Raw genomic sequence first — 15,641 nt, forward strand, 5'->3', positions numbered from 1 at the left:
GGAATGTGTTTCTGCAGCCCGTGAAAAACGCTATTGTCGTGCCGCATGACATTGATCTCCAATCTCGTGTCCCGAACGCCGCGAAACGTCTGGAACCGAGTAGAATCAATGTCATGCACTCTGTCCACAAAATTAAACCGGACAGCAGTGGGCTTGTCCCGGGATGACGAGGCATTGGATGCAGCCGCCCGTTCTGCAACGTGGATGCACTGCGAAGTCCGTCGACCGTCCACCCTTCGACCACCCTTGACCTTTTCCAATCTCCCGGCGACGGTGGGTGACTGCGTCGACACGACGTCCGGGGAACGGAAAGGACCCGCCATAAGCGCTTCGCCCGCCATCGCCGAACCCTCCGGCGGCATCGGCTATTCCGGCCCCGCCGCCCGCTTCCTGAAGCGGCGGGCCGCAGGGCGCACCGTCCCCGTCCTCACCGTCTGCCTCGCCATCCTGGCGATCTGGTATCTCGCCGCCATCGGCCTCAACTGGCAGACCGAGAGCCAGAAGCTCGCCAATGCCGGCCCGCCTTCGACCTATGAGGTGATCGCCGCCACCTGGTCGGCGCAGCGCCCGGTCCTGCCGGCGCCGCACCAGATCGTCGCCGAACTCTGGAAAACGGTCTTCGACGTCAAGCCGACCTCGCCGCGCTCGCTCATCTTCCACGCCTGGGTGACCCTCTCTTCGACGCTGCTCGGCTTCGCCCTCGGCTCCGCCCTCGGCATTCTCCTCGCCGTCGGCATCCTGTTTTCCAACACCCTCGACAAGTCGCTGATGCCCTGGATCATCACCTCGCAGACGATCCCGATCCTCGCCATCGCGCCGATGATCATCGTCGTGCTGAATTCCGTCGGCGTGCAGGGGCTTTTGCCGAAGGCCTTCATCTCCACCTATCTCTCCTTCTTCCCGGTCACCGTCGGCATGGTGAAGGGCCTGAGGGCCCCCGACCGGATGCTGACCGACCTGATGCACACCTATTCGGCGAGCCCGCTGCAGACGCTGGTGAAGCTGCGCTTCCCGGCCTCGCTGCCCTTTCTCTTCACCTCGATGAAGGTGGCGGTGGCCGCAAGCCTCGTCGGGGCGATCGTCGGCGAACTTCCCACCGGGGCGGTCGCCGGCCTCGGCGCGCGTCTCCTCGCCGGCTCCTACTACGGCCAGACCATCCAGATCTGGTCGGCACTGGTGATGGCGTCTCTGATGGCCGCGGTCCTGGTCTGGCTGGTCGGGCTGTGCGAGCGGGCGGCGCTGATGCGCCAGGGGCAGCGCCCGTGAGCGGGGCGCGGCTCGCACCGGCCCATTTCTTCGGCAGGCCATCGCCGGCCGCGCGGATCGCCGCCGCAGCGCTGGCGACCGCGCTCTTCGCGCTCGCCGCCGTCATGCTGCTCGCGACAGGCGGCTGGCCGCTTTTTCTCGCCGCCCTCGCCTTCTGGGCCTCGGCCTGGGCACTGACCGCCGCCCTCGCCTCGCTGGAGCCGAAGGCACCGGCGGCGCGGCGCATGCTGTCGATCGCCATTCCGCTCGTCTTCGGACTGACCGTCCTGATGCTGTGGGAACTCGTCATCCGCGGCCTCGCCGTTCCGACGGTCCTTTTGCCGCCGCCCTCGGCGATCGCCGCGACGCTCGCCGCCTCGGCCGGCATCCTCTTCGACGATTTCGTCCAGACGTTCCTCAAGGCCGTCGTCGCCGGCTACGTCCTCGGCTGCGGCGCCGGCTTCCTGACCGCGCTCCTGATCGACCGCTCGCCCTTCCTGAAGCGCGGCCTGCTGCCCATCGGCAATCTCGTCTCCGCCCTTCCCATCGTCGGCGTCGCCCCAATCATGGTCATGTGGTTCGGCTTCGACTGGCCGTCCAAGGCCGCCGTGGTGATCGTCATGGTGTTCTTCCCGATGCTGGTGAACACCGTCGCCGGCCTGTCGGCTTCCTCGGCGATGGAGCGCGACCTGATGCGCACCTATGCCGCGTCCCACACTCAGACGCTGATGAAGCTGAGGCTTCCTGCCGCGCTCCCCTTCGTCTTCAATGCCCTGAAGATCAACGCCACCCTCGCCCTCATCGGCGCCATCGTCGCGGAATTCTTCGGCACGCCGATCGTCGGCATGGGCTTTCGCATCTCCGCCGAGATCGGCCGCATGAACACGCCGATGGTCTGGGCCGAGATCACTGTGGCCGCCGTCGTCGGCTCGGCCTCCTACGGTCTCATCGCGCTGATCGAGCGCCGCGCCACCTTCTGGCATCCATCCATTCGCCGCGCATAGGCGACACGACGACCCGCAACCTTGCAGCAACAGGGGAAAAGACATGAAAGCATCACTGATCGGCGCCGCGGTCCTTCTCGGCACCACCGCCCTCGCCGGGGCCGCCAATGCCGCGGACGCGCTGACGCTGCAGCTGAAATGGGTGACCCAGGGCCAGTTCGCCGGCTACTACGTCGCCAAGGAGAAGGGCTATTACGACGACGCCGGTCTCGACGTGACGATCAAGCCGGGCGGCCCGGACATCGCCCCCGAGCAGGTGATCGCCGGCGGCGGCGCCGACGTCATCGTCGACTGGATGCCGGCGGCTCTCGCCGCCAGGGAAAAGGGCCTGCCGCTGGTCAACATCGCCCAGCCTTTCAAGAAGTCCGGCATGGAGCTCACCTGCCGCAAGGATACCGGCATCGAGAAGCCCGAGGACTTCAAGGGCAAGACGCTGGGCGTCTGGTTCTCCGGCAACGAATATCCGTTCCTCTCCTGGATGTCGAAGCTTGGGCTCTCCACCGAGGGCGGCGCGGATGGCGTCACCGTCATCAAGCAGGGCTTCAACGTCGACCCGCTGATCCAGAAGCAGGCCGACTGCATCTCGACCATGACCTACAACGAATACTGGCAGGTGATCGACGCCGGCATCCCGGCCGACCAGCTCACCGTCTTCAAATACGAGGACCAGGGCGTCGCCACCCTCGAGGACGGTCTGTACGTCATGGAAAAAAGCCTCGACGATCCGAAGATGGTCGAGGACCTCGCCAAGTTCGTGCAGGCCTCGATGAAGGGCTGGCAGTACGCCGCCGAGAATCCGGACGAAGCGGCCCAGATCGTGCTCGACAACGACATGACCGGCGCCCAGACCGAGGAGCATCAAAAGAGGATGGTCCGGGAGATCAACAAACTGGTCGACGGCTCCGACGGCACGCTCGACACGTCGGCGGCCGAGAACACCGTCGACGTCCTGATGTCCGGCGGCTCCGACCCGGTGATCACCAAGAAGCCGGAAGGCGCCTGGACGGCGAAGGTCACCGACAAGATGAAGGAAATGTGAGCGGCATCCCGGCGGCCGGCCGCCCGTGCCGCCGCCGACCGCTCGCGCCCGCCGCCGGCGGCTTCTGCCGGTGGCTGGTTGCCGGTGCGGTGCCCGCCGCTGATGCCGACGTGTCCTGCCCGCCGAGAGGCCGCTAATGCCCACCGGCGTCTCGCGCCCGCCGCGCGCCGCCGGTGTTGATTGTTGTCGGCCTTTTCCGTACTAGGCGCACATCCGGCGCGGCGAGCGCCGGATCGGGCGCGTAGCTCAGTTGGTAGAGCAACGGACTTTTAATCTGTAGGTCTTGGGTTCGAGTCCCAACGCGCCCACCAATATTTTCAGTCACTTAGAGCCGTTCTCTCCCGTTTTCATGTCGCACCCGTGTTGCAGGGAGTTCCCTTGATTTACAGGGGTTTCCCGGTACGCTCGGCAGCTCCACGCGACATGGGATGCGACATGCCCGCACATTCAAAGATTACGGTAATCCCGGTCTGCTTCGACTGTCGTGTTCCCGCTGGACACCACGAGACGCTCGACGATGATGCCCCTTTTTTCTGCCCAAGCTGCGGAATGCCGCTTGGCATTTTCGGCGAGAAGAAAGCGGGCTCCGCTTCGGCGGTCGAACATGATGACGGCGGACCGGGAGACGCTTTCGCAGGCATCGACCGGCGAACAAGTTTCAACGATGCCCGGGTGGACGGTTGCAACAGCCGGTGACGATCCCAGTTCGAGCGGTATGAAGCCCATCGAACGAGAAAGGACGCCGCGGCAACGGGAACGGCGGAAATGGAAGCGCTACGTCTTCGGCGCCTTGTTCGTCATGGTCATCGTGTGGTTGGCCGCATTCGTGCTCGGCTATAGCTGGGCCGGGGGAACGCCTGTCGCCGCGTACTAGCCGCTTCGCCAGCCGCAATCATCTTCTCGACTTCCCCGCGGACTTCGATCGGCGTTTTCGGGGCGGCGAGTTCGTAGAGCGCGGTCACGTCCAAATCCGCCACGATGGCGGATTTGCCGCTGTATGCCTTTGCGACATGCATGAAGCGGCGAGCGGTGTTCTCGCTCATCCCGAACTCGGCCTCGATTCACGGCAGAAACGAGCCGTGCGGCCTCCTACATTCGCTTTTGTGTATTAGGGGAAGTGTTGCAAATGTTCAGCGCGGCTTCAAAGACCCGGTTGCCATGTTCGTCTCGCACCCTGATGCCAACATTCTGGGCAGGATCGCCAACAACCAACTCGCGGATCATCTCGGCCAAAGCCGCCAAGGCGATTCTCTCGACAGCCTGAGGTTCGAATCCGAGACCGTCTTCATCCGGAATTGTGGTTCCGTCCACAAACGTGTCGAAGAAGAACACTGCCATCGCTTGAACTCCGAATCTTGCTAAAAGCGCTTGGAAGCGATGAAGGTTGCAGCGAAAACACGTTGCTAGCAAAGAGGCGGTCTGCCACTGGTGATCGACTGTTTTGGAAACCCGGATGAGGAACGATGATGGAAGCCAAGCTGCACTATCACCCTCTCATCCGCCACCTTCTCAGTACCACTGACATCAGCGAGGACAACGTCCGGCTTCTCTTGGAACTGCCGATAGTCGAGCAAGACGTCGGCAAGGGCCACACCATTGTTGCGGAGGGCGATCGCCCCAGCCGCTGTTGCCTGATCCTCGAGGGCTTTACGTGCCGCTCTCGAGTGTTGGCGGACGGTGCCCGTCAGATCGTTGCCTTCCATGTGCCCGGTGATCTGCCTGATCTCCAAAGTCTGCATCTGAAGCGCATGGATCACTCGCTTACGACGCTGTCACCGGCCCGCTTGGCGTTCATCCCGCACGAGGCGTTGCGCGGGTTGCTCCGGGCAAACCATGACTTGGCAGAGTCGCTGTGGCGCAGGACGCTGATCGACGCTGCCATTCTCAGAGAGTGGGTGACCAGCATCGGCCGGAAGCTGGCACGGGCACGAATCGCGCACATTCTCTGTGAATTGACGGTGAGGACGGCAGCCGTCGAGGTCGGCAACGACACGCGAATTGCATTGCCGGTGACCCAGAACGAACTGGCAGACGCCTTAGGGCTCACGATCGTGTCCGTGAACCGCCATCTGCAAGAGTTCAGGCGTGAGGGTCTTCTGGAACTTCGGCACCGCACATTGACGATCTATGATTGGTCGAAGCTCCGACATATCGCTGAATTCGATTCCGATTATCTACATTTCACCCGCCCGCCGGATGCTGTCTCTGTTCTGCTTGGCGAACGGCGATAGTGGGTCGCAGGCAGATGAGCCGCGTCAGATCGTGTTGGCCCGTCAGCGACTAACAGGCCATGTGTCTCAAGCTGGCATCTGCACCAAAGCGTGAGTTGCAACTCCCATTCCTTCCCGCCCTATTGGTGCTTTGGGAGGCCACGATGGTGGAGCGCGAGTTGACCGCAGCCGAGTGGAACACGCTCTTCAACATGGTTGTCGGAAATCGTGTCACCCGGGTAATCCCTGACGCAGTCGCCACAGAACTGGAGCGGCGCGGATATGTCGAGCGGCTCGGTGTATCGCACGTCCTCACACTTAGAGGGCGAAACTTCATCGCTACTCGGCTTGCCAGTCGCCAATAGGTGTCGCATCATTCATCAGTAATGCTTCGCATCTGGTAGGATTTGCGCCCTGGAGGAGCGCCCGCGAGCATGGCTTCTTGGGAGGAAGGTATCATGAGGCTGCCAAGTGCCAGGAACAGGACGGCCGAAAGCCCCCCAGAGACCAAGCTCGATCAGGTGATCCTGCTGTCGTTCATCATGGCGTCGATCGCGATCGCTCTCGTTGGCTACTGCGGAATGGAACGAGGCCCCTCACCAATGACCGCAACGGCTTCATCTACATCGCCAGAGCAACGATAAAGACGCCGAGCGTGATGAACGCGCAGACGGTCGCGGCGATCTCAAGATCGCTGTCGTGATTTCGTGGCCGATCAAACATCCGCTGAGCATACCACGACATCGTCCGCGACCGATCGCCCTACGCCCGCTCATCCGCCGGCCAAGCGCTCCAGTCGACCGGCTCCGGCTTTCGTCCGCAGTTCGTCGGCGCGGTCAGCAACATGAACGCCCACCGGACTTTGCGCTTGTCGACGAGCCGCATCTTCTTCCACTGCCAAGCGTTCATGCCGACGGCGAGATAAAGTTCGCGGTCGGCGCGAGTGTGCTTCGGCCCGTACTTCGCCTTCACCTGCGCCTCATTGTCGAGCAGCCGCACGGTGCCCACTCCAGGGATCACGATGCCGTCCCGATAGCCGCACCACTGCGAAGGTGTTGTCGTCATGGCAATACCTATGCCGCCCGCCTCGCCTCCAGGAGCCCCGCCAGGCGCGGGAAGAGCATTCCGCGCATCGTGTGCCGCACCGGCCATGGACGGCACGCCACGGCCGCGCTGCGAAGCTCCTGAAGCGGGATCTGATCGAAGGCGTCGAGTAGAGCCCCGCCGGCATCCCGCCAGTCCGGCCGCATCGCCAGGACATCGGAGATCGCGAGAAGGGTTTCGCTCCAAAGCTCCGCCTGATTGCCCTTCGTCTGCCGGACGCACCGGACGACGGTGACGAGGTGCCCCTCGCCATGCTCGGTGATGATCAGCTTCATCGCGCCGCGGGCGTGGGTCTCGTGCGAGGCGCGCCGACGGCGCCGGCAAGGGATGATCCGGATGCCGAGTTGATCGGCGAGGACGTCGAGCCGGCCTTTGGGTCGATAAGTCGGCAGCGGAAAATCGATAAGAAAATCCATCACCATCCTCGCACTTCGATAGGGAATTCTGATCGAGGATCTTTAGTCCCTTCGATTTTCGCGGGCAACGGCCGGCGTCTCCAATGGCAAATCCTGAAGGCGCGCAGCTGATGCAAGAGGCGCAGTTGAGTTCGGAGCGAAAAGTCAGCAACTTGTCGACGAAGTCTTATCGGCCGGTGGAAGTCTCATGCACCCATACCTGTCCTTCGCGGCTATCTCCCTTCTCGTGCTATCGCCGTTCTTCCTCGCCGGCTGGGTCTTCACATGGAGTCGTCTTCGACGGGCTAGGAAGGAAACCGCAAGTGCTGCTGCCCTCATTCGAGACCGCTACGGTCCTATCGTTTCACAGGAGGAGGAGGTCGATCGCCTGAAGGCGGTTGCGGCCGGCGAAGCGGCGAAGCTGGACGACTTCCGACGCGACGCTGCCAAGGAAAGGGCAACCATCACCTCGTCGATCGAGGATGTCCGCAGAGCCTTCGCCGAGAAGCGGGAGCTCTACGGTCGCCTCGAGAAGGAGATCGCGATCTACGACGAACGCTTGGCGTTCGCCGAGCTCGGTATCTACGAGCCCCACTTCGATTTCGGTGACAGCGAAGCTTTCAAGGAGGCGATCCGGCAGGTGCGGGCGCGTCAGAAGCAGATGGTCTCGGACAAGCGCGCCGCAGTCTGCCACACGAGTTGGACCGTCGGGGACAGTCAGGCGCAAGGCAAGACGATGGTGAATCGTCAGATTCGATTGACGCTGCGGGCCTTCAACAACGAATGCGAGGCTGCCATCGCAAACGTGCGATGGAACAACATCAGCGCAATGGAGCGACGGATCCTTGCCGCTCAGAAGGCCATCGACAAGGAGAACACGTCGATGCACATCGAGCTCACGCCGGATTATGTCGATCTCAGGCTGAATGAGCTTCGACTGACCCATGAGTATCGGGAGCGGCAGAAAGCAGAGAAAGAGGAGCGGGCCGAAATGGCTCGTGCGGAGCGTGAAGAGAAGAAGCTTGTCGCCGATGCCGAGCGGGCGGAGCGCGAGGAGCAGAAATACCTCGACCTGCTGGCCAAGGCGCGGCGCGAGGCCGAGGGAAAGGACAGCGAAGCCCTGTGGCAGAAGATCGCCATGCTCGAAACAGATCTCGCCGCGGCGCACGCTGCCAGCGAACGGGCGAGAGCGATGGCGGAGCTGACGAGTTCCGGCTACGTCTACATTGTCTCGAACGCTGGCTCGTTCGGGGACGACGTGGTGAAGATCGGACTGACCCGGCGCCTTGATCCTGATGACCGGGTTCGGGAACTTGGCGACGCCAGCGTCCCGTTCGCTTTCGACACCCATGCGATGATTTACAGCGACGCCGCGCCTGCCCTTGAGGGAGCGCTCCATCGCGAGTTCGCCGATCGCCGCATTAACGCGGTCAACATGCGGAAAGAGTTCTTCCGCGTGGGGCTGGCCGAGGTGGAGGAGGCCGTTGCGCGACTGGCGCCGGACGCGAGCTTCTTCAAGGATCGCGAGGCACAGGAATGGCACGAAACCCTGGCGCGCCGGAACGCTGCCCTATTGGAGCTTCAAGCCCACCAGGGGGACTTGTTGCCCGACGCCATCTGATGAAAGGGCGACCTTCCAGCGGCCGAAGCTGGCGCCTATCGGATAGCCAGCGGAGAAGCGCTCGAGAGAGAACCGCCCGCCGCTCAACCTGATAGGTGACCCGCTGCCTCATCTCGCCGCTGTCGATCAACGGATTGCTCGACCTTTCAGCGCGATCGTCACCGGCGAGTTCGGCGGACTGGCGAGGGAGGTGATCGAGGCTTGGATCGCCCTGCGCCATGATGCCCAGCTTTCGCAGAATCTCTTCTCGCGAGCCGCCAAAGTTGGTCCCCGCCGCGATCTTTCGGAACAGCCCCCGGATCTCGGCCTTCATCGCATGCTGGTATTTCGACCGGTTCGATCGCATGGCGTTGCGCATAAACGGCCGAGCCGGGATGGGGCCGCCGAAGCCGCCGCCGTGGGGCGTCGAGAAGCCCTTGCCGCCGCGGCGGGTGCCGAACTCGTTCCACACAGCCCGCATGACGAGGTCTGCATCGGTCTTGCCGGCCGGAAAGCCGACCTTCACCATATCCGGCCCGCGGTTCAACCCTTCGAGGCTCGACAGGACGCGAGCGAGCCGACCCGGGTCAGCTCCTCGGCCTCGCCGTCGAGAAGCGCCTCGATCGCCAGCGTGGTCTTGTGGCGGGCGCCCCGCGGCCGTCCTGGCTTGCCACGGGCGAAGGTGCCGCGGGCGGTACGGTCCATCAGGCCGCCGCCTTCTTGCCCTGCTGACGCTCCCAGGCGCGGCGCTGCTGCCGGGACATGCCCTGCGGCACGATCGGCGCGGCAGAGTTGGCAGCGAGGGTCCGCGGCTGAATGCGTTCGCCGATCCTGTCTTCGGGCCAGCGGTGGACGACTTTCTGATCGACACCGTGCTCGCCGACGATCGTCACGAGGATGTGCCCGCCGACGACGCGCTCGCCATGGTCGGAATCGCCGCCCTCGCCGAAATAATCGCGCTGGCGCTTCACCATCTCGACGCTCGCCGCCGGACCGAGCCTGCGCGGATCCTTACTGATCAGGCCGTCGAACAGCGGCATGATCACGGTCTTTGAGTCGCGCAAGAACTCCACCCCGCCCTGCGTCTTGAAGATCGCCAGGCGCGTCTCCTGTCGGCTTTTCGACCACCCGCCGATCACCGTCAGGTAGTCGGCGCGGGCGCCGGGGATGAGCCGGCAGCGTTCCTCGATACGCGGCTCGACGGCAGCATGGTAGGCGCGGAAGACCTCTTCCCCGTTGTCGATCACGTCGTCGATGTCCGTGAAGCATTTGGCGACGACGGATTCGATCTGATCGGTGATCATCACCCACCCAGCGGAGGCGACGGCAAGGCGTCGATCCCGGAAGGCCAGGCACTTCTCCTTGAAGCCCACGATGACACCTTGCCGGTCATACTGGGCTGTGTCGGTGAGGAAAGTGGCCGTCAGGCCGTGATTGATGACGTTGAGGGCCGTCATGCTTCTTCTCCTGAAAAGATGTCGATGCCGATTGGTCCCATCGCCGCAGCGGCCTGCATTTCCATCGTCATCCGCCGCGTCTCGTCGGCGTTGAGCCCGATCGATGCCGCGCGCATTTTCAAATGCTCGATTTCATCCTGCTGCGGGTCGAAGAGCGAGCGGGAGGTCTGGATGTCGAGCGCGCGCCGGCGGGCTTCGCCCACCTGCTGCCACGTCGCGGCGTTCTCCGGGTTGAGCCGGATCTGGCGCTCGATCTCGGCGTTGATCTGCGCAAGCTGCTGCGCATACCCCTGCTGTCCCGCCCCGGCGAGTGCGGCATTGGCCGAGATCAGCGCATCGTCCGCCGCCTTGGCCGCCTGCGCGAAGACGAGCGTCTGCGCGGCCGCATCGGCCTCGGCAGCCTCCACCTTGTCGAGGATGCCGAGCCGGGCCTGTTCGCCGGCAATGCGCGCCCTTTCCGCCGTGGTGACGGCGGTGATGGACTGGATGGTGAGCGCGTCGCCCTGGCGCCGGAGATCGTCCTGCCGGTCAAGCGCGCCGAGCGCGCGCTTGCGATCCCGCTCGATCGACATCAATTCGCCGTAGCTTTTCGCTGCGAGAGAGGCCGCATCGGCAAGGTCGGTGATCTTCTGACGATCTGTGCGCGGGTCGGGGATGAGGCTTTGCAGGTCCGCGAGCGACTTCTTCGAAAACTCCTCGCGAAGGTTCGCCGCGCTGTCCGCCAACGAATCGATCTGCCGCTGGGCATCGGCCGCCGGCGAGATGATGCCGATCAGCTTGTTCGCCGTGTCCTGAAGTTCTTTGTTGGTCTGATTGAGGAGAGCCCGCTTGGCAATCTCGTCGATGGCCTTGATGGCATCCGGGGCGCCGTTGTCGTACCCGCTCTTCAGCCGATCGAGGATGTCGGCGAAGTCCTTGTACTGCTTCGAAACCTCGCCGATCTGCGGCTTGCCCCGGCCGGGAGCACGATCGAACACCGGGTTTTCGAACAACCCCGGCGTGAACAGACCCTGTGCCAGATTGGTGCGGGCCGAAAGTTCCAGTTCCGAACGCGAGCGGCGCTCCTGGAACGTCATGACGTTCGCGGCCTCGCGGCGATATTGCGCGGCCTTGTCGAGCGCGATGTCATAGGCGGAAGCGATCCGCTCGACAGCCTTCTCGTGCGCGTCCATCGCCACGTTGAGCGACTTCACGCCGGTCAGCGTCTCGGCGATCTTCGGCGCGGCCGTCAGAAGAACGGTAAGTCCGACGCCAAGCAGAGCCCCGCCGGCGCCGAACGCCGCAGCGATGTCGGCCGACTGGACCGCAACCGCACCCATGATGTTGCCGGTGACCGCGGCCTGCTGCGCGATCTGGTTCAGCTGCTGCGCGACGTTCCGATAGGCGCCGGTGTTCGATCGAGCGTTCTCGTTCGCGGCCTTCGCGCTGTCCGACACCTTCCGAAACCCGACCGCCGCCTCGGCACCGCCTTTGCTGACCGCCGCCATCTCCTTCGCAGCGGCCGCGACCGACCGTTCGAAGCTGTCGACCTTGCCCTTCCCGGAAGCGGCCTCGGCGCCCGTCTGCTTGACGCCTTGCCCTGCGGCGGACGCAGCGCTCTCCAGCTTCTTCGCGCCGGCTTCCGCCTTTGCAGCGGACGCGGTCATCTTGTCGAGGTCCGACGACGCCTTCACAACGTCGGACGAACTGACCGAAATTCCGAGGGTGGCGATTTCCATCTCAAGCAGCTCCCCGCATCATCCGATCGATCTGCATCCGGCAGGCAGCCGCGTTGGCCTCGATCTGCAGACACTGGACCGGGTTGACCGGTACCATGTCGCCGCCCGGCCGTTCCGGCACCGATGCCGCGATGAAATCCCACAGCGCAGCGAGCGTGGCGGTATCGAGGTCCGGCATCCGATGGGCATAGAAGAAACGCCGGCGCACGACGGCACCGTCGAGGAAGACAAGAGCGTAGGGCGATCGGCGATGCCCTTCCGGCCCGAACTCAGAGCCCTCGAACGGCAGCGACTGGCGCACCCGCAGCACACGGCCGGGGTGGCGCGCGAACCACCGGACGTCGATCCGTTCGCCGCGTGCACATGCCCGATCATGGCGATCGCCGGCGCTCATGATCACCGCCCCTGACGCCACTCGTTTCCAGTCCGATGCTTCATCGCCTGATAGGCCGCTTCGGCGTTGGCCGCTTCATCGTTGAATCCGGCTGCCTTGGCATCGGCGAAGGCCTGAGATCGCACCGCAGCCTCCTCGGCCCGCAGATGGTCCCGCGTCTCCTTCCGATCGGCCGCGGCCCGGTCGTCAGGGCGCAGATGCGCCGTGGAGATATCGGCGATCATCGCGGCGCGGGCGCGCTCCTCCGGGCTGGCCTGATCGCCATCGGCGAAGATCGTCCGCCCGGCCGTCGGCGCCCCGTCGGACATCATCATCGGAACCCTGACGGACACCACATGGCCGTCTTTCAGCATCGGCTCTCCGCGGCAGGTGCACCATGGGCCGGCGCACCGGCAATCCGAGATCTTCATGCGGCTTCTCCTCGATTGACACTGGCAGGGCCGCTCCCGATCCTGTTCGGCCGGAATGCCCGGCCTGCGGTCGCGCCGGTGCGGCCTTCGCCCCAGGTCGGGTCGACCGACTGCGCGTTGAAGGACGGGATGGTCATCCGTGTCAGAGCGGGCTGATTGAGGTGGGGGAGAAATCCCGGGCGAGCCGTCATCTCGACGCCCTCGATCCGAGCTTTGCCTATCGGAAGGTTGCGGTTCGCGGCTTCGACCGCGGCATCGGCTGCGACGACATCGGCGAGCAGGCCGCCGAGCCGGTTCGCCAGATCGGGATATTCGGCCGCCAGGCGCGCGGCTGCGTCGTTTCTGACCTGCAGCGCTGCAGCATAGACCCTGCCGCGCTCGGCCTGGTCCTCGGCCTTCCGGAACTCCTCGCGCTTCTCGCCGAGCACGCGGACGGCCTCGGCCATGCGCTGCATCGTGAACTCGGCGTCGGACGCGGCTTTGCGGGCAGCCTCGATCTCCGCGTCGGCGAGAAGCGGATCAAGGGCGCGCGCCTTCGCGTCCTCGGCCGCCTTGGCCGCGTCAGCGCTGATCTGTTGCGCCTCGCCGATCGTCGCCGCCACGATGGCGCTGGAGCCGCTGGCAAGGGCGTCGCGAAGGCGTTCGTTGAAGGGTCTATCGGCCATGATCAGGCTGCCTCGCTGCTGGGAATGGAGAGATCGCCCGCCCGAAACACTCCGGGGAACGAAGAGCCGGAGCGAGCAAGCTTCTCGGCCGCCGCGCTGATGACGAACTCGTTGACGGTGACGCCAGCACGGTTCGCCGCGTCGAAGAGCGCGGACCGGAATCCGGACGTGACGCGGGCGCCGTTCAAGAATAGCGGGACTGCGGCTTGGCTATGCGAATTGTCGGACATGGCATGCTCCCTCGACTGCTGAGTCCATTGGAAGCGATGCCCGCGCCGATGAACAGTGGTCACGGATGGACCTGGATGGACAAAAGTCGGAATCCTATTATAAGTAGTATTTACCCTATTTATTGCGCAAGGACATGTGGCTGCGATGGAGCATGAAGCAGAAGACGCATCTGGCTCCGTCAAAAGGGTCGGCCGACGCTCTGAAGAGCCAATATTAGAAAAGTGGGCAAAAAGAGAAGAGAAATTGAATGACGAAGTAACAGCTGCTATACGCGATTATCTTGAAGAGATGGAATTTGCTAGAAAAGGAAGTCGGTTTACGAACGTTTTGATTATGATTTTATCGTCAATTGCACCATTATTCGTTGTTTCCACAGCAGCAGCGCCGAGTTTTCAGGGGTTTACGGGTATCAGCCAAAATATAATCGGCCTGATTACGCTGATTATAACTGTCGCGTTATCCCTTGCTGAGGGGTTTCGCCGCATCTTTAGGTTTGATCAGCGGTGGGCAACTTGTTACGTCGCAAAAAGGGCCTTAAAGAACGCACGGGAGAAATACCGCATAAGCCAAGTTCCGCATCAAATCGGTTCGGATGAATGGGTCGCCAATTTTGTTGGTTTTCGCGGCTACTATGAAAGTATGATCGATCGAGAAGTCAAAGAATTCTTCGATGCTCTCCAAGCCGATGTTGGCGGTCAAAAAGACGTATGAGCAGCGGTGGTGCTGCCTATCATCCCGACAAGCCGAGAAACTCCATATACCGCCGCACTTCCGGTGCCGATCGCTGGCCAGCCCTCAGCATCTCCAGTGCGGCGAGATCGCCGTGCAGGACCATCTCCAGCGCGGGCAGGCTGATCTCCAGCGGTGCGCGCTGTGTCGCCTGCCGGGCAATCCCAAACTCGGCCACCCATCGCCGGATCGTTTTGTCGCTCTTGCGAGCATGGTCTGCAGCGCGCTTCACGTCGACGATCTCGTCCGGTCGCATAAGAACGGGAAGCGCGGCCATCAGTCCGACAACTCCAGCATTCCATATCGGAAGTAAGACTTCGTGTTTGTGACCAGCACGCCGGCGACCGCATTCGCAATGTCGTCATGCCCTCCCGGCGGATGATCGATGCTCTCGCGACCACCCCTGGCGACGCGGCGCTCAAGATTCACGATCTGCGTCACGAGTCGATCGTTGTCGAGAAGGTCGACCTTGCCACTGTTCAACAAAGGCAGCATGTCGCGATAAAGGTCAGATCGTGGCTTATCAGCCAGCCGATACTCGATGCCGTGCTTCCGGAAAGGCTCCCGGCACCACTCGCCGCCATAGCGGTCGCCCGTCACTGTCCGGATGCCGTAAGCCTTCAGAAGATTGCAGAAATCGGCGACCACAGCCTCCGGCGAGAATGGTGGCTTTCGTTCGCGTATAGCGTCCACAACCGCCGTGCCGTCCCTGCTGTGGCCGATCGCAAGCGTCATCGAGTCGGCCGAGCCGCCACTGGGATCGACGAAGGCTGAATACTCGACATCTCCAGCATACCGGCGTTCGAACACCCCATTGGCAACACAGGCCTCAACCACCTCACGGGTGACGAAGGCCTCGATGTCACTCCGGAACTCGGCGAGGTATTCGGCCCGTGCCGACGCCTCGTCGCGCTCCAGGGCTCTGTCGACGACCTTCTGGGGCAGCGACGGGTTGAGGATCCGAGAAGGCGCCTGCGCCACCAAGATGAGAGGATCTCCTGCCGGGCCGTAGTGCCGCTTCCATGTCGTATAGACTTCGCCGCGGCGGGCGTAGGGCGAGGAAATCACGATCAACGGTCCGCCGGTCGTCGCAAGAGCCGGACGGATCGCGTTCAGGATCTCCGTGTCAGGATTGGCCGAGTTGTCCGATCGCCAAAATGCCGCCTCGTCGCCGATCGCTGCGACAGCCGTGATGCCCCGCGCAGTGCGATAGCTCGCCGACCGGACCTCGAGATCAACGCCGGTGCTCAGGCTGATCGTCTCGGCCGTCTTGTTCGTTACCTGCCCGGCAAGCATCGGCACTGCCTCATAGATGTCAAACGGCTTCGGAACGGGACCCCTCATCGGCGTTCAAACGGGCCCCCTCTTCGGGTGCCGAATGCGCAACGGCCTCGTTATCGCGTAGCCGTAGGCGAGCGATGACGAGGCCGTTGCGTGCGG

20 protein-coding genes and 1 tRNA gene are annotated in these 15,641 nt (G+C 63.4%); 7 read left to right on the top strand and 14 right to left on the bottom strand.

Annotated features, from left to right (window positions below; translation table 11 throughout):
- The first annotated feature begins 390 nt into the window (after nucleotides 1-390).
- The 4 genes from J1C47_RS22960 (at nucleotide 391) to J1C47_RS22975 (ending at nucleotide 3,599) form a co-directional block, all read left to right on the top strand.
- On the top strand, nucleotides 391-1,266 hold the full coding sequence (locus J1C47_RS22960) for an ABC transporter permease (protein ID WP_245396762.1): 876 nt from the start codon (nucleotides 391-393) through the stop codon (nucleotides 1,264-1,266).
- Nucleotides 1,263-2,249 carry an ABC transporter permease gene (locus tag J1C47_RS22965; protein ID WP_342592044.1) on the top strand — a complete coding sequence of 329 codons (987 nt, stop codon included), beginning with the start codon at nucleotides 1,263-1,265 and terminating at the stop codon, nucleotides 2,247-2,249. Before J1C47_RS22960 ends, J1C47_RS22965 begins: the two co-directional genes overlap by 4 nt.
- A 43-nt stretch (nucleotides 2,250-2,292) precedes the next feature.
- Nucleotides 2,293-3,288, top strand: coding sequence for an ABC transporter substrate-binding protein (locus J1C47_RS22970; RefSeq protein ID WP_207353143.1), 996 nt, complete (start codon nucleotides 2,293-2,295; stop codon nucleotides 3,286-3,288).
- Between the two features lie 235 nt (nucleotides 3,289-3,523).
- Nucleotides 3,524-3,599 (top strand) — tRNA-Lys (locus J1C47_RS22975).
- Nucleotides 3,600-3,735: 136 nt separating this feature from the next.
- Here the strand turns inward: J1C47_RS22975 and J1C47_RS22980 are convergent.
- The 3 genes from J1C47_RS22980 to J1C47_RS22990 all read right to left on the bottom strand — a co-directional run bounded on the left by J1C47_RS22980 (nucleotide 3,736) and on the right by J1C47_RS22990 (nucleotide 4,626).
- Complete coding sequence (locus J1C47_RS22980; protein WP_207353144.1) at nucleotides 3,736-4,014, bottom strand: hypothetical protein; 279 nt, start codon at nucleotides 4,012-4,014, stop codon at nucleotides 3,736-3,738.
- A gap of 77 nt (nucleotides 4,015-4,091) precedes the next feature.
- Nucleotides 4,092-4,331, bottom strand: a complete 240-nt coding sequence (locus tag J1C47_RS22985) for a hypothetical protein (RefSeq protein WP_207353145.1) — start codon at nucleotides 4,329-4,331, stop codon at nucleotides 4,092-4,094.
- Between the two features lie 46 nt (nucleotides 4,332-4,377).
- On the bottom strand, nucleotides 4,378-4,626 hold the full coding sequence (locus J1C47_RS22990) for a DUF6894 family protein (protein ID WP_207353146.1): 249 nt from the start codon (nucleotides 4,624-4,626) through the stop codon (nucleotides 4,378-4,380).
- A gap of 125 nt (nucleotides 4,627-4,751) precedes the next feature.
- Here J1C47_RS22990 and J1C47_RS22995 point away from each other — a divergent pair, with 125 nt between their 5' ends.
- Nucleotides 4,752-5,519, top strand: a complete 768-nt coding sequence (locus tag J1C47_RS22995; protein WP_207353147.1) for a Crp/Fnr family transcriptional regulator — start codon at nucleotides 4,752-4,754, stop codon at nucleotides 5,517-5,519.
- A gap of 741 nt (nucleotides 5,520-6,260) precedes the next feature.
- Here J1C47_RS22995 and J1C47_RS23000 read toward each other — a convergent pair.
- The gene (locus tag J1C47_RS23000; RefSeq protein ID WP_207353148.1) at nucleotides 6,261-6,563 is read right to left on the bottom strand and encodes a hypothetical protein; all 303 of its coding nucleotides are present in this window, start codon (nucleotides 6,561-6,563) and stop codon (nucleotides 6,261-6,263) included.
- Between the two features lie 8 nt (nucleotides 6,564-6,571).
- On the bottom strand, nucleotides 6,572-7,018 hold the full coding sequence (locus J1C47_RS23005; protein ID WP_207353149.1) for a hypothetical protein: 447 nt from the start codon (nucleotides 7,016-7,018) through the stop codon (nucleotides 6,572-6,574).
- A gap of 187 nt (nucleotides 7,019-7,205) precedes the next feature.
- Between J1C47_RS23005 and J1C47_RS23010 the strand changes: the two genes are divergently transcribed.
- Nucleotides 7,206-8,618, top strand: a complete 1,413-nt coding sequence (locus J1C47_RS23010) for an SNIPE associated domain-containing protein (RefSeq protein ID WP_207353150.1) — start codon at nucleotides 7,206-7,208, stop codon at nucleotides 8,616-8,618.
- A 522-nt stretch (nucleotides 8,619-9,140) separates the two neighbouring features.
- Here the strand turns inward: J1C47_RS23010 and J1C47_RS23015 are convergent.
- Genes J1C47_RS23015 through J1C47_RS23045 form a run of 7 tightly spaced genes read right to left on the bottom strand, consistent with a single transcriptional unit; the run spans nucleotide 9,141 to nucleotide 13,471 of the window.
- Nucleotides 9,141-9,302 carry a hypothetical protein gene (locus tag J1C47_RS23015; RefSeq protein WP_207353161.1) on the bottom strand — a complete coding sequence of 54 codons (162 nt, stop codon included), beginning with the start codon at nucleotides 9,300-9,302 and terminating at the stop codon, nucleotides 9,141-9,143.
- Nucleotides 9,302-10,054 (bottom strand): hypothetical protein, encoded by a 753-nt coding sequence (locus J1C47_RS23020; protein ID WP_207353151.1) that lies wholly within the window; start codon nucleotides 10,052-10,054, stop codon nucleotides 9,302-9,304. Before J1C47_RS23020 ends, J1C47_RS23015 begins: the two co-directional genes overlap by 1 nt.
- Complete coding sequence (locus tag J1C47_RS23025) at nucleotides 10,051-11,772, bottom strand: hypothetical protein (protein WP_207353152.1); 1,722 nt, start codon at nucleotides 11,770-11,772, stop codon at nucleotides 10,051-10,053. The genes J1C47_RS23020 and J1C47_RS23025 overlap by 4 nt, the downstream gene beginning before the upstream one ends.
- Nucleotide 11,773: 1 nt before the next feature.
- Nucleotides 11,774-12,166: a hypothetical protein gene (locus J1C47_RS23030; protein WP_207353153.1), complete on the bottom strand. Its 393-nt coding sequence runs from the start codon at nucleotides 12,164-12,166 to the stop codon at nucleotides 11,774-11,776.
- A gap of 2 nt (nucleotides 12,167-12,168) precedes the next feature.
- Nucleotides 12,169-12,519 (bottom strand): hypothetical protein, encoded by a 351-nt coding sequence (locus tag J1C47_RS23035; protein WP_207353154.1) that lies wholly within the window; start codon nucleotides 12,517-12,519, stop codon nucleotides 12,169-12,171.
- 53 nt (nucleotides 12,520-12,572) lie between these two features.
- Entirely contained in the window at nucleotides 12,573-13,241 is a 669-nt protein-coding gene (locus J1C47_RS23040) for a hypothetical protein (RefSeq protein ID WP_207353155.1), read from the bottom strand.
- 2 nt (nucleotides 13,242-13,243) lie between these two features.
- A complete protein-coding gene (locus J1C47_RS23045; protein WP_207353156.1) occupies nucleotides 13,244-13,471 on the bottom strand; it encodes a hypothetical protein in 228 nt (75 codons plus the stop codon).
- A 145-nt stretch (nucleotides 13,472-13,616) separates the two neighbouring features.
- On the opposite strand from J1C47_RS23045, the gene J1C47_RS23050 reads away from it, so the two are divergent.
- Nucleotides 13,617-14,183 carry an SLATT domain-containing protein gene (locus J1C47_RS23050; protein WP_207353157.1) on the top strand — a complete coding sequence of 189 codons (567 nt, stop codon included), beginning with the start codon at nucleotides 13,617-13,619 and terminating at the stop codon, nucleotides 14,181-14,183.
- 19 nt (nucleotides 14,184-14,202) lie between these two features.
- Here J1C47_RS23050 and J1C47_RS23055 read toward each other — a convergent pair whose 3' ends face one another.
- Both J1C47_RS23055 and J1C47_RS23060 read right to left on the bottom strand, forming a co-directional pair.
- Nucleotides 14,203-14,478 (bottom strand): hypothetical protein, encoded by a 276-nt coding sequence (locus tag J1C47_RS23055; protein ID WP_207353158.1) that lies wholly within the window; start codon nucleotides 14,476-14,478, stop codon nucleotides 14,203-14,205.
- Complete coding sequence (locus J1C47_RS23060; RefSeq protein WP_207353159.1) at nucleotides 14,478-15,497, bottom strand: hypothetical protein; 1,020 nt, start codon at nucleotides 15,495-15,497, stop codon at nucleotides 14,478-14,480. Before J1C47_RS23060 ends, J1C47_RS23055 begins: the two co-directional genes overlap by 1 nt.
- Nucleotides 15,498-15,641 lie beyond the last annotated feature (144 nt).

Source organism: Jiella sonneratiae (genome assembly GCF_017353515.1).
Lineage (GTDB): Bacteria > Pseudomonadota > Alphaproteobacteria > Rhizobiales > Rhizobiaceae > Jiella > Jiella sonneratiae.

Bases quoted from the DNA above. Each gene is read 5' to 3' on its own strand.
- J1C47_RS22970 (WP_207353143.1), top strand. From the start codon at position 2,293: ATGAAAGCATCACTGATCGGCGCCGCGGTCCTTCTCGGCACCACCGCC.
- J1C47_RS22980 (WP_207353144.1), bottom strand. From the start codon at position 4,014: ATGGGCTTCATACCGCTCGAACTGGGATCGTCACCGGCTGTTGCAACC.
- J1C47_RS22985 (WP_207353145.1), bottom strand. From the start codon at position 4,331: ATGAGCGAGAACACCGCTCGCCGCTTCATGCATGTCGCAAAGGCATAC.
- J1C47_RS22990 (WP_207353146.1), bottom strand. From the start codon at position 4,626: ATGGCAGTGTTCTTCTTCGACACGTTTGTGGACGGAACCACAATTCCG.
- J1C47_RS22995 (WP_207353147.1), top strand. From the start codon at position 4,752: ATGATGGAAGCCAAGCTGCACTATCACCCTCTCATCCGCCACCTTCTC.
- J1C47_RS23000 (WP_207353148.1), bottom strand. From the start codon at position 6,563: ATGACGACAACACCTTCGCAGTGGTGCGGCTATCGGGACGGCATCGTG.
- J1C47_RS23005 (WP_207353149.1), bottom strand. From the start codon at position 7,018: ATGGATTTTCTTATCGATTTTCCGCTGCCGACTTATCGACCCAAAGGC.
- J1C47_RS23010 (WP_207353150.1), top strand. From the start codon at position 7,206: ATGCACCCATACCTGTCCTTCGCGGCTATCTCCCTTCTCGTGCTATCG.
- J1C47_RS23015 (WP_207353161.1), bottom strand. From the start codon at position 9,302: ATGGACCGTACCGCCCGCGGCACCTTCGCCCGTGGCAAGCCAGGACGG.
- J1C47_RS23020 (WP_207353151.1), bottom strand. From the start codon at position 10,054: ATGACGGCCCTCAACGTCATCAATCACGGCCTGACGGCCACTTTCCTC.
- J1C47_RS23025 (WP_207353152.1), bottom strand. From the start codon at position 11,772: ATGGAAATCGCCACCCTCGGAATTTCGGTCAGTTCGTCCGACGTTGTG.
- J1C47_RS23030 (WP_207353153.1), bottom strand. From the start codon at position 12,166: ATGAGCGCCGGCGATCGCCATGATCGGGCATGTGCACGCGGCGAACGG.
- J1C47_RS23035 (WP_207353154.1), bottom strand. From the start codon at position 12,519: ATGCTGAAAGACGGCCATGTGGTGTCCGTCAGGGTTCCGATGATGATG.
- J1C47_RS23040 (WP_207353155.1), bottom strand. From the start codon at position 13,241: ATGGCCGATAGACCCTTCAACGAACGCCTTCGCGACGCCCTTGCCAGC.
- J1C47_RS23045 (WP_207353156.1), bottom strand. From the start codon at position 13,471: ATGTCCGACAATTCGCATAGCCAAGCCGCAGTCCCGCTATTCTTGAAC.
- J1C47_RS23050 (WP_207353157.1), top strand. From the start codon at position 13,617: ATGGAGCATGAAGCAGAAGACGCATCTGGCTCCGTCAAAAGGGTCGGC.
- J1C47_RS23055 (WP_207353158.1), bottom strand. From the start codon at position 14,478: ATGGCCGCGCTTCCCGTTCTTATGCGACCGGACGAGATCGTCGACGTG.
- J1C47_RS23060 (WP_207353159.1), bottom strand. From the start codon at position 15,497: ATGCTTGCCGGGCAGGTAACGAACAAGACGGCCGAGACGATCAGCCTG.